The sequence below is a fragment of the Streptomyces sp. UW30 genome (assembly GCF_008042075.1).
In the GTDB taxonomy this organism is placed as follows: Bacteria; Actinomycetota; Actinomycetes; order Streptomycetales; family Streptomycetaceae; genus Streptomyces.
Genome location: NZ_RDBN01000053.1, coordinates 716,597 through 728,206, shown reverse-complemented (window position 1 = coordinate 728,206; position 11,610 = coordinate 716,597). Strand labels below are relative to the sequence as shown.

The 11,610-nt window shown below is 69.2% G+C and carries 10 protein-coding genes; 9 read left to right on the top strand and 1 reads right to left on the bottom strand.

Annotated elements, in window-relative coordinates:
- The 3 genes from EAO75_RS37555 to EAO75_RS37545 form a co-directional block, all read left to right on the top strand.
- Positions 1-1,263: ATP-binding domain-containing protein (locus tag EAO75_RS37555; protein ID WP_148000513.1), on the top strand; the 1,263-nt coding region annotated here is incomplete at its 5' end.
- Positions 1,264-1,607: 344 nt separating this feature from the next.
- The gene (locus EAO75_RS37550) at positions 1,608-3,032 is read left to right on the top strand and encodes an NAD-dependent malic enzyme (protein ID WP_147999582.1); all 1,425 of its coding nucleotides are present in this window, start codon (positions 1,608-1,610) and stop codon (positions 3,030-3,032) included.
- A gap of 359 nt (positions 3,033-3,391) precedes the next feature.
- A complete protein-coding gene (locus EAO75_RS37545) occupies positions 3,392-3,673 on the top strand; it encodes an HU family DNA-binding protein (protein WP_007382399.1) in 282 nt (93 codons plus the stop codon).
- A 394-nt stretch (positions 3,674-4,067) separates the two neighbouring features.
- Here EAO75_RS37545 and murA read toward each other — a convergent pair whose 3' ends face one another.
- Positions 4,068-5,408, bottom strand: a complete 1,341-nt coding sequence (gene murA, locus EAO75_RS37540) for a UDP-N-acetylglucosamine 1-carboxyvinyltransferase (protein WP_147999581.1) — start codon at positions 5,406-5,408, stop codon at positions 4,068-4,070.
- Positions 5,409-5,661: 253 nt separating this feature from the next.
- On the opposite strand from murA, the gene EAO75_RS37535 reads away from it, so the two are divergent.
- The 6 genes from EAO75_RS37535 to EAO75_RS37510 all read left to right on the top strand — a co-directional run bounded on the left by EAO75_RS37535 (position 5,662) and on the right by EAO75_RS37510 (position 11,585).
- The gene (locus tag EAO75_RS37535; protein ID WP_187284744.1) at positions 5,662-6,234 is read left to right on the top strand and encodes a YqgE/AlgH family protein; all 573 of its coding nucleotides are present in this window, start codon (positions 5,662-5,664) and stop codon (positions 6,232-6,234) included.
- A gap of 29 nt (positions 6,235-6,263) precedes the next feature.
- Positions 6,264-6,554, top strand: a complete 291-nt coding sequence (locus EAO75_RS37530; RefSeq protein WP_147999579.1) for a DUF3039 domain-containing protein — start codon at positions 6,264-6,266, stop codon at positions 6,552-6,554.
- Positions 6,555-6,792: 238 nt separating this feature from the next.
- On the top strand, positions 6,793-8,097 hold the full coding sequence (locus EAO75_RS37525) for an extracellular solute-binding protein (RefSeq protein WP_147999578.1): 1,305 nt from the start codon (positions 6,793-6,795) through the stop codon (positions 8,095-8,097).
- On the top strand, positions 8,094-9,101 hold the full coding sequence (locus tag EAO75_RS37520; RefSeq protein WP_187284743.1) for a carbohydrate ABC transporter permease: 1,008 nt from the start codon (positions 8,094-8,096) through the stop codon (positions 9,099-9,101). The genes EAO75_RS37525 and EAO75_RS37520 overlap by 4 nt, the downstream gene beginning before the upstream one ends.
- Positions 9,098-9,958 carry a carbohydrate ABC transporter permease gene (locus EAO75_RS37515; protein WP_187284742.1) on the top strand — a complete coding sequence of 287 codons (861 nt, stop codon included), beginning with the start codon at positions 9,098-9,100 and terminating at the stop codon, positions 9,956-9,958. Before EAO75_RS37520 ends, EAO75_RS37515 begins: the two co-directional genes overlap by 4 nt.
- 1 nt (position 9,959) lies before the next feature.
- On the top strand, positions 9,960-11,585 hold the full coding sequence (locus EAO75_RS37510) for a beta-N-acetylhexosaminidase (RefSeq protein WP_261989583.1): 1,626 nt from the start codon (positions 9,960-9,962) through the stop codon (positions 11,583-11,585).
- The last annotated feature ends 25 nt before the right edge of the window (positions 11,586-11,610 follow it).

Here is an 11,610-nt window from a genome sequence, read left to right as displayed (position 1 = left end):
GCGCCGACGCCCGCCGGACCGCCCAGCCGGCTGCGCGTGGTCGCCTTCGGGCGCCGCCTGGAGCTGGAGGCCGACGCGCTGGAACGTATCCGCCACACCGCGCTGAGCGGCACGGCGCCCGTGAACCTGCTGCGCCCGCGCGCCCGCAAGCTGTTGCTGGACGCCCTGTGGGCGCAGTCCGGCGGCGCCTCCCGGCACACCGACCCCGAGCTCGCCGCCGAGCTGCGCTCCTCCTTCGACGAGGACGTGACCTCGGAGGACAGCTTCATCGCCTTCCTCGACGCCTGGTGGCCGGAGCTCACCCCGAAGGCGGTCCTCGCGGCGATGGCCGACGAGCGCCGCCTCGGGCGCTGGGCCCGCCGGATCCTCAACCCCGGCGAGGCGCGCAAGGTGGCCCGCTCGCTCAAGCGGGACGGCCTCTCCGTGCACGACATCGCCATGCTGGACGAGCTCCAGGCGGTCCTCGGCGTCCCGGCCCGCCCGAGGAAGAGACGCGATCTCGACCCGCTCGACCAGCTCACCGGCCTGGAGGAGCTGATGCCGGTGCGCGAGGAGTCGCAGCGCGAGCGCGCCGAACGCCTCGCGGCCGAGCGCGTCGAGTACGCCCACGTCATCGTCGACGAGGCCCAGGACCTCACGCCGATGCAGTGGCGGATGGTGGGCCGCCGCGGCCGCCATGCGACATGGACGGTCGTCGGCGACCCGGCCCAGTCGTCGTGGTCCGACGTGGACGAGGCGGCCGAGGCGCGCGACGAGGCCCTCGGCACCCGCCCGCGCCGCCGTTTCCAGCTCACGGTGAACTACCGCAACCCGGCCGAGATCGCCGAGCTCGCCGCGAAGGTACTGGCCCTCGCCATGCCGGGCTCGACGTCCCCGTCGGCGGTGCGCTCCACCGGCGTACGGCCGCGCTTCACGGTCGTACGGGACTCCCTCGCCCAGACCGTCCGCGAGGAGGCCGCCCGGCTGCTCGACCAGGTCGACGGGACCGTCGGCGTCGTGGTCGCCATGCGGCGGCGCGAGGAGGCGGCCAAGTGGCTCACCGGGCTCGGCGACCGCGTCGTCGCGCTCGGCAGCCTGGAGGCGAAGGGCCTGGAGTACGACGCCACGGTCGTCGTCTCCCCGGCGGAGATCGCGGACGAGTCACCGGCCGGACTGCGGGTGCTGTACGTCGCGCTGACCCGGGCGACCCAGCAGCTGACGGTGGTCTCGGCGGAGCGGGACGAGCCGGACGCGTCCGGCGTGCCCGACCTGCTGAGGGACTGAGCGGGGCCGAACGGGCGCTTTGCCGGCGGCCGGGAAATGAACTCGCGGTACGGGAATGGCCTTACGGGATCTGTTTGTTAGCCTGGGTGTGACACCGGCTCGATCCAAGCCCCCGGGCCCAACCTTCGTCGCTACGAGCGACCACTTGCCGCGAGGCGAGCATGGCGGGTCGGTGTCATGAACGTAGAAGAGGCCCGCGTCACGATGTGACGCGGGTCTCTTTTCATGCGTGGGCGTGGCGAACAATACGTTCGCAATCCATGCCCGGCTAACTCCTACTCAGCGGTAGGTGCGACGATCGGACGGCATACAGCGACACACGGTGAAAGCAGAGGAAGTCGGCCATGGCAACGGCGCCCAGCGTCTCCTACTCGATGACGGTCCGGCTGGAGGTGCCCGCGAGCGGAACCGCGGTCTCCCAGCTCACCGGAGCCGTCGAGTCCCACGGAGGCTCGGTGACCGGCCTCGACGTGACCGCATCCGGTCACGAGAAGCTCCGGATCGACGTCACCATCGCCGCCACCTCCACCGCGCACGCCGACGAGATCGTCGAGCAGCTCCGCGGCATCGAGGGCGTCACCCTGGGCAAGGTCTCGGACCGTACGTTCCTCATGCACCTCGGCGGCAAGATCGAGATGCAGTCCAAGCACCCCATCCGCAACCGTGACGACCTGTCCATGATCTACACCCCGGGTGTGGCCCGGGTCTGCATGGCGATCGCCGAGAACCCCGAGGACGCGCGCCGGCTGACCATCAAGCGCAACTCCGTTGCGGTCGTGACGGACGGCTCGGCCGTGCTGGGCCTGGGCAACATCGGCCCGAAGGCCGCGCTGCCCGTGATGGAGGGCAAGGCGGCGCTCTTCAAGCGTTTCGCCGGTATCGACGCCTGGCCGCTGTGCCTCGACACCCAGGACACCGACGCGATCGTCGAGATCGTCAAGGCCATCGCCCCCGGGTTCGCCGGCATCAACCTGGAGGACATCTCCGCGCCCCGCTGCTTCGAGATCGAGGCGCGGCTGCGTGAGGCCCTGGACATCCCCGTCTTCCACGACGACCAGCACGGCACGGCGATCGTCGTCCTCGCCGCCCTGACCAACGCACTTCGTGTCGCGGGCAAGGCGATCGAGAACATCCGCGTCGTCATGTCCGGCGCGGGCGCGGCCGGTACGGCCATCCTGAAGCTGCTGCTCGCGGCGGGCGTGAAGAACGCCGTCGTCGCCGACATCCACGGCGTCGTGCACGCCGGGCGCGATGACCTGCGCGAGGCCCCCGCCGACTCGCCGCTGCGCTGGATCGCCGACAACACCAACCCCGAGGGCCTGACCGGCACCCTGAAGGAGGCCGTGCGCGGCGCGGACGTCTTCATCGGCGTCTCCGCTCCGAACGTGCTCGACGGCGACGACGTGGCCGCCATGGCCGAGAACGCGATCGTGTTCGCGCTCGCGAACCCGGACCCCGAGGTCGACCCGGCAATCGCCCGTCAGACGGCCGCAGTTGTGGCCACGGGCCGTTCCGACTTCCCGAACCAGATCAACAACGTGCTGGTCTTCCCGGGTGTCTTCCGCGGTCTGCTGGACGCGCAGTCCCGCACGGTCAACACCGACATGATGCTCGCGGCCGCGAAGGCCCTGGCGGATGTGGTGACCGAGGACGAGCTGAACCCGAACTACATCATCCCGAGCGTGTTCAACGACAAGGTCGCGGGCGCGGTCGCCGGCGCGGTGCGGGAGGCCGCGAAGGCGGGGTCCGCGGTGGCGTCGGGCGAGTAAACATACGGGTTCGGTGCCTCACAGCCCCGAAAAGTGTGCGTGGGCTGTGAGGATCGCCACGGCAAGCCCTTGTGACGGCGCGTCGTGGAACCTGGGGCCTCTGGCAGCCGTTTATGGTGACGGCCAAGCTCGGGCCCTCTCTTCGTGTGACTCCCAAGGGTGTTCTCACGACTCCTCCGGGCGCCGGATTGGCTTTCCCGCCGCAGGTAGGGGCAGGATGCGTCTCTGGGCGCGAGGGTCTGACACGGACCCGGGTCCGGGGACGCAACGAGGACCCTGGCAGCATCGACATCGCTGTGCCCGACATGCGGCTCCGCCGCGTGGCACGCCTCAAGGCAAATGAACACGGGAGTAACAACATGAACCGCAGTGAGCTGGTGGCCGCGCTGGCCGACCGCGCCGAGGTGACCCGCAAGGACGCCGACGCCGTGCTGGCCGCGTTCGCCGAGACCGTCGGCGAGATCGTCGCCAAGGGCGACGAGAAGGTCACCATCCCCGGCTTCCTGACCTTCGAGCGCACCCACCGTGCCGCTCGCACCGCCCGCAACCCGCAGACCGGCGACCCGATCCAGATCCCGGCCGGCTACAGCGTGAAGGTCTCCGCGGGTAGCAAGCTCAAGGAAGCCGCCAAGGGTAAGTAACCTCGCCTGTCGGACCCGACGGGACGGTGTACGCGGCCCCCTGGGCCCAGCAACGCCAATGGGGCGGCCCTCCTTCACCGGAGGGCCGCCCCATCGTCGTATATACGACTGGCCGGTTGCCCGACTAGCCGAGCGCCTTGCCCGGCAACTCGACCTTCGCGCCGAGCTCCACGAGCTTCTCCATGCTGTGCTCATCCGGGGGGCAACCCCCGGGCCCCCGGCCGGGACCGGCGTCGTGGTGGGCCGGAGCCGGGGATGCCTAGCCGAGCGCCTTGCCCGGCAACTCSACCTTCGCGCCGAGTTCCACGAGCTTCTCCATGCTGTGCTCATCCGGGGGGCAACCCCCGGGCCCCCGGCCGGGACCGGCGTCGTGGTGGGCCGGAGCCGGGGATGCCTAGCCGAGCGCCTTGCCCGGCAACTCCACCTTCGCGCCGAGYTCCACRAGCTTCTCCATGAAGTTCTCGTAGCCGCGGTTGATGAGGTCGATGCCGTGGACGCGGGACGTGCCCTGGGCCGCCAGCGCCGCGATGAGGTACGAGAAGCCGCCGCGGAGGTCGGGGATGACCAGGTCGGCGCCCTGGAGCTTCGTCGGGCCCGACACGACCGCCGAGTGCAGGAAGTTGCGCTGGCCGAAGCGGCAGTCGGAGCCGCCGAGGCACTCGCGGTAGAGCTGGATGTGCGCGCCCATCTGGTTCAGCGCGGAGGTGAAGCCGAGGCGGGACTCGTAGACCGTCTCGTGGATGATGGACAGGCCCGTGGCCTGCGTCAGGGCCACCACCAGCGGCTGCTGCCAGTCCGTCTGGAAGCCCGGGTGCACGTCCGTTTCGAGCGCGATCGACTTCAACTGGCCGCCGGGGTGCCAGAACCGGATGCCCTGGTCGTCGATCTCGAAGGCGCCGCCGACCTTCCGGTAGGTGTTCAGGAACGTCATCATCGAGCGCTGCTGGGCGCCGTGGACGTAGATGTTGCCTTCGGTCGCCAGCGCCGCCGACGCCCAGGAGGCCGCCTCCAGACGGTCCGGCAGGGCGCGGTGGTTGTAGCCGCCGAGACTGTCCACACCGGTGATGCGGATGGTGCGGTCGGTGTCCATCGCGATGATGGCGCCCATCTTCTGCAGCACGCAGATGAGGTCCTCGATCTCCGGCTCCACGGCCGCGTTCGAGAGCTCGGTGACGCCTTCGGCGAGCACGGCCGTCAGCAGGACCTGCTCGGTCGCGCCGACGGACGGGTACGGCAGCCGGATCTTCGTGCCGCGCAGCCGCTGCGGAGCCTCCAGGTACTGCCCGTCCGCCCGCTTCTCGATGGTCGCGCCGAACTGCCGCAGCACCTCGAAGTGGAAGTCGATGGGCCGGCCGCCGATGTCGCAGCCGCCGAGGCCCGGGATGAAGGCGTGACCGAGGCGGTGCAGCAGCGGGCCGCAGAACAGGATCGGGATGCGGCTCGAACCCGCGTGGGCATCGATGTCAGCGACGTTCGCGCTCTCCACGTGCGACGGGTCCATCACCAACTCGCCCGGTTCCTCACCCGGACGGACCGTGACCCCGTGGAGCTGCAACAGGCCGCGTACGACCCGCACGTCACGGATGTCCGGAACGTTGCGCAGTCGACTTGGCGCGCTGCCCAGCAGGGCGGCGACCATTGCCTTCGGTACGAGGTTCTTCGCACCGCGGACACGGATCTCGCCCTCCAGCGGGGTTCCGCCGTGGACAAGCAGGACATCGTCGTTGACGGTCATGTATCTCGCGTTCCGATGAGTTGGGCAGGGGCCGGAAGAGAAAGGGTAATCGCCGCCGCCCCCCCTTCAGTAAGCCCAAGGAGGGCTCAGGAACGTCATAGCTCTGTCACAACACGAACGGTTGGCCGTCGGGCACAAGCGGTCACCGCTCCTGCCGTGCGCCGGGGGACGCTACTTTCCGCCCTGAGCTGCATTCACTGGCGAACCGGTATTGCCTCCCCACGCGAAGGGAAGATGCGGGATCATGTCTGGCATGACCGAGGTGTCCTCGCTCACAGGGCGGCTGCTCGTGGCAACGCCCGCCCTGGCGGACCCGAACTTCGACCGCGCGGTGGTGCTCCTTCTCGACCACGACGAGGAGGGCTCCCTCGGTGTGGTCCTCAATCGTCCGACCCCCGTGGACGTGGGCGACATCCTGGAGGGCTGGGCGGAACTGGCCGGCGAGCCCGGCGTCGTCTTCCAGGGCGGTCCGGTGTCGCTGGACTCGGCGCTCGGCGTCGCGGTCATCCCCGGCGACGCGAACGGCGAGAGCGCCCCGCTGGGCTGGCGCCGGGTGCACGGCGCGATCGGGCTCGTGGACCTGGAGGCCCCGCCGGAGCTGCTCGCCTCGGCCGTCGGCAGTCTGCGCATCTTCGCCGGGTACGCCGGCTGGGGCCCCGGCCAGCTGGAGGACGAGCTGGTGGAGGGCGCCTGGTACGTCGTGGAGTCCGAGCCGGGTGATGTGTCCTCTCCGTCCCCGGAAAGACTCTGGCGCTCGGTGCTGCGGCGCCAGCGCAACGAGCTCGCGATGGTGGCCACGTATGCGGACGACCCTTCGCTCAACTGATGCATGTGAGCTTCAGTACTCTTGGCGGTATGAGCACTCTCGAGCCCGAGCGCGGGACTGGTACGGGGACCCTCGTCGAGCCCACGCCGCAGACTTCCCACGGCGACGGCGACCACGAGCGCTTCGCGCACTACGTCCAGAAGGACAAGATCATGGCGAGCGCTCTCGACGGCACCCCCGTCGTGGCGCTCTGCGGCAAGGTCTGGGTGCCCGGCCGCGACCCGAAGAAGTACCCCGTGTGCCCCATGTGCAAGGAGATCTACGAGTCCATGGGCGCCGGCGGCGGCGACGACAAGGGCAAGGGCAAGGGCGACAAGTAGCCCGGCCCACGGCCTCCGGCCCGGCGGGCCCGGGGCCCCGGTAGCCGTCAGGCCCCCAGGGTGCGTTTTGCGCGCCCTGGGGGCCTTTGTGCTGCCGGTGCGTTGCATGGAGTGCGTCCGCCGGTCACAGAGTGGTTGAGACCTCTTGTGGGGCTGTTCATGAAGTCCCTAGCCTCCGAGTGTTGTGCACAGCGAAACCGTCATTGCGCATGTTGCAACACCTCACCGGAGGAGCATCATGAAGCTGTCCGTCCGCTCGCTCAGGGTCCCCGCACTCGCGGCCGCCGCGCTCGTCGTCGCCGCCTGCGCCCCCCAGACTTCCGACAACTCCTCCTCCGACAAGGACGAGACGACCGGCACCCTGCGGGTGTGGCTCTTCCAGGAGGTCGGCAACAAGCCGAAGGAGAAGGTCGTCGACTCCGTCGTCAACGCCTTCGAGAAGGAGCACGAGGGCGCGAAGGTCGAGGTCGAGTACATACCGATCGAGACCCGCGCCCAGCGCGTCAAGGCCGCCTTCAACGACCCGAAGTCCGCCCCCGACGTCATGGAGTACGGCAACACCGACACCGCCGGCTATGTGAAGGACGGCGGACTCCTCGACGTCACGAAGGAGTTCGGCGACTGGAGCGAGGCGAAGGACACCGACCCCACCGCCAAGCAGTCCGTCACCGTGGACGGCAAGATCTACGGCGCGCCCTTCTACGTCGGTGTCCGCGCCCTGTACTACCGCACGGACGTCTTCGAGCGACTCGGCCTCGAAGTGCCGAAGACGATGACCGAGTTGGCGACGACGGCCCGCAAGATCCGCGCCGCCGAGCCCGAGCTGTACGGGCTGGTGGTGGGCGGGGCGTACACCTACGGCGCGATGCCGTTCGTGTGGGCCAACGGTGGTGAGCTCGCCGCGGGCAAGGGCGGCTCGTACGCCTCGGCGATCGACAGCGCGGACGCCCAGAAGGGCATCAAGGAGTACACGTCCCTCTTCTCCGACGACAACTGTCCCGCCGCCAAGTGCGCGGGAATGGGCGGCAACGACACGGTCACCGCGTTCGCGGCCGGCAAGGCGGGCATGGCGATCGGCGGCGACTTCAGCCACGCGGCCGTGGAGGCCGGGAAGGTGAAGGGCAAGTACGCGGTCGTGCCGCTGCCGGGGGTGAAGGCCGGGTCCGTCGCGCCGGCGTTCGCCGGGGGCAACAACATCGGCGTTCTGAAGAGCACGTCGCACCGGACGCTGGCGGTCGATCTGATGGAGCAGCTCACCTCGAAGAAGACGCAGGCGTCGATGTTCGAGGCGATGGGCTTCCTGCCGACCTTCGGGGACGTGCGGGAGACGGCGGCGAAGCAGGAGCCGTTCGTGAAGCCCTTCGTCGAGACGCTGGGGTCGGGGACGAAGTTCGTGCCCGCGTCGCCGGCCTGGTCGGAGATCGACGCGTCGCTGGTTCTGCCGACGATGTTCCAGGAGGTCATCAGCGGTAAGAAGGATGTCGCCGGGGCTTCGGGCGACGCCGCCAAGAAGATGGATGATGCCTTTGGTTCGGTCGGATGACGGCGCCTACCGGGGTGGGGGCTGCGGATCGGTCGCGGGTGCGGGCTGCTCGTGGCGGGTCGCGCCCACGCGGCGGTAGCCGCAAATTCAGCACAGCCCCGCGCCCCCGGCGGGGTTCCGGCGCGGGGCGTCGCAAGAGCTGGACTCCCTGGCTGTATCTCGCGCCCGCCCTTGTCGTGCTCGGTGGGCTGCTCGTCTACCCCATCTATCAGCTCGGGCTGATCTCGTTCCTCCAGTACACCCAGGCGCAGGTCAGTGGCGGGGAGCCGACGACCTTCGAGGGGTTCGGGAACTACTCGGAGCTGTTCTCGGACTCCCAGTTCTGGCAGGTGCTGCTGGCCACCGTCGTCTTCGCGGCGGCGTGTGTCGTGTCGACGCTTGCCGTCGGGTGTGCGCTCGCCGTGCTGCTCACGCGTGTGCGTGCCGTGCCACGGCTGGCGTTGATGCTGGCCGCGCTCGGGGCGTGGGCGACGCCCGCCATCACCGGGTCGACGGTGTGGCTGCTCCTGTTCGACCCTGACTTCGGGCCGGTGAACCGGGTGCTGGGGCTCGGCGACCACTCGTGGACGTACGGGCGGTTCAGCGCCTTCCTCCTCGTGCTGCTCGAAGTGGTGTGGTGCTCCTTCCCGTTCGTGATGGTGACGGTGTACGCCGGCATTCGCGCCGTCCCGGCCGAGGTGCTGGAGGCCGCCGAGCTGGACGGTGCCTCGCAGTGGCGGGTCTGGCGGTCGGTGCTGGCGCCGATGCTGCGGCCGATCCTGGTGGTCGTCACCATCCAGTCGGTCATCTGGGACTTCAAGGTGTTCACCCAGATCTATGTGATGACGAACGGCGGCGGCATCGCCGGTCAGAACCTCGTGCTGAACGTGTACGCCTACCAGAAGGCGTTCGCGTCCTCGCAGTACAGCCTGGGTTCGGCGATCGGCGTGGTGATGCTGCTGATCCTGCTGGCGGTCACGCTGGTCTATCTGCGGTTGCTGCGCAGGCAAGGGGAGGAGCTGTGAGTTCCGTGCGTTCCGCGGGTTCCCTGGGTTTCATACGGCGGCCCTGGCGGCTGCTCGCTGAGGCGTCCGCGCTGCTGATCGCCGTGGTGGTGGCCTTTCCGCTGTACTGGATGGTGCTCAGCGCCTTCAAACCGGCCGGGGAGATCGAGTCGAGCGAGCCGCGGCCGTGGACGCTGGACCCTTCGCTGGATTCCTTCCGGCGGGTCTTCGAGCAGAACGAATTCGGCCGTTACTTCGTCAACAGCCTCGTCGTCGCGTGCACCGTGGTGATCGCCTCCGCGCTGATCGCGTTTCTCGCGGCGACCGCGGTGACACGATTCCGGTTCCGCTTCCGGACCACCTTGCTGATCATGTTTCTGGTGGCCCAGATGGTGCCGGTGGAGGCCCTCACCATCCCGCTGTTCTTCCTCATGCGGGACTTCGGCCAGCTGAACACGCTCGGCTCGCTGATCCTGCCGCACATCGCCTTCTCGCTGCCGTTCGCGATCTGGATGCTGCGGGGGTTTGTGAAGGCCGTTCCTCAGGCTCTGGAGGAGGCCGCCTACATCGACGGGGCGAGCCGGTCTCGATTCCTGTGGCAGATCCTTTTCCCGCTGGTCTTCCCCGGGCTCGTGGCCACCAGCGTTTTCTCCTTCATCTCCGCCTGGAACGACTTCCTCTTCGCCAAGTCCTTCATCATCAGCGACACTTCGCAGTCCACCCTGCCGATGGCCCTGCTCGTCTTCTACAAGCCGGACGAGCCGGACTGGGGCGGGGTGATGGCGGCCTCGACGGTGATGACGATTCCGGTACTGATCTTCTTCGTGCTCGTGCAGCGACGGCTGGTGTCGGGGCTGGGCGGAGCGGTAAAGGACTGACGTGACTGAACTGATTCCGATGCCCCGCGATGTCGTCGCCGATTCCGGCGAGGTCAGGCTGACGGCGTACTCCCAGATCTATGCCGGCCCGGAGACGGAGAGGGTCGGTCACTGGCTGAGCGCCGTGCTGCGCCAGGCCACCGGGCTGCCCCTGCGCGAGGGGTGGGAACTCGACGACATCGACGGCGACGGCATCGGGCTCCGGCTTGACCCCGGGCTGCGCCCCGAGGAATATCGCCTCGTCAGCGACTCGACCGGCGTCCTGATCGAGGGCGGCAGCGCGGCCGGTGTCTTCTGGGGCGCCCAGACCCTGCGCCAGCTCCTCGGCCCCGACGCCTACCGCAGCGCCCCGATCGGCCGCGACCGCACCTGGGCCGTACCGCACGTCACGATCGAGGACGCCCCCCGATTCCGCTGGCGCGGCCTCATGCTCGACGTGGCCCGGCACTTCATGCCCAAGGACGGTGTCCTGCGCTACCTCGACCTGCTGGCCGCCCACAAACTGAACGTCTTCCACTTCCATCTGACGGACGACCAGGGCTGGCGCGTCGAGATCAGGAAGTACCCCCGGCTCACCGAGGCCGGCTCCTGGCGGGCGCGCACGAAATTCGGCCATCGGGCCTCCCCGCTGTGGGAGGAGAAGCCGCACGGTGGCCACTACACCCAGGACGACATCCGCGAGATCGTCGCGTACGCCGCCGAGCGGCATATCACCGTCGTCCCGGAAATCGACGTACCGGGACACTCGCAGGCCGCCATCGCCGCGTACCCGGAACTCGGCAACACTGACGTCATCGACACCTCCGCGCTCTCCGTCTGGGACACCTGGGGGATCAATCCGAACGTACTCGCCCCCACTGACAACACCCTGCGCTTCTACGAGGGGGTGTTCGAGGAAGTCCTGGAGCTGTTCCCCTCGGAGTTCATTCACGTCGGGGGCGACGAATGCCCCAAGGACCAGTGGCGGCAGTCGCCGACCGCGCAGGCGCGCATCAGGGAACTCGGGCTGAAGGACGAGGACGAGCTCCAGGCCTGGTTCATCGGCCACTTCGACAGCTGGCTCTCCGCGCGCGGGCGCCGGCTCATCGGCTGGGACGAGATTCTGGAGGGCGGTCTGGCGAAAGGCGCGGCGGTGTCGTCCTGGCGCGGGTACGCGGGCGGTATCGCGGCGGCCCGCGCGGGCCACGACGTCGTCATGTGCCCCGAGCAGCAGGTGTACCTGGACCACCGTCAGGACGCGGGCGCCGAAGAGCCGGTGCCGATCGGCTATGTGCGCACCCTGGAGGACGTCTATCGGTTCGAGCCGGTGCCCCCGGAGTTGACGCCGGACGAGGCCCGGCATGTGCTCGGTACGCAGGCCAACGTGTGGACCGAGGTGATGGAGGACCCGGCACGCGTGGACTACCAGACCTTCCCGCGCCTCGCCGCCTTCGCCGAGGTGGCCTGGAGCGGCCTGCCCGCCCCGGAGCGGCGGGACTTCGCCGACTTCGAGCGCCGACTGGCCGCCCACTACGGGCGACTTGACGCCCTCGGGGTCGCCTACCGGCCACCGACGGGACCGCGGCCCTGGCAGCGGCGCCCCGGAGTGCTCGGCCGGCCGATCGACGGGCCGCCCCCGAACAGATAATGGAAAAAAACCGGCAAGGGGTCAC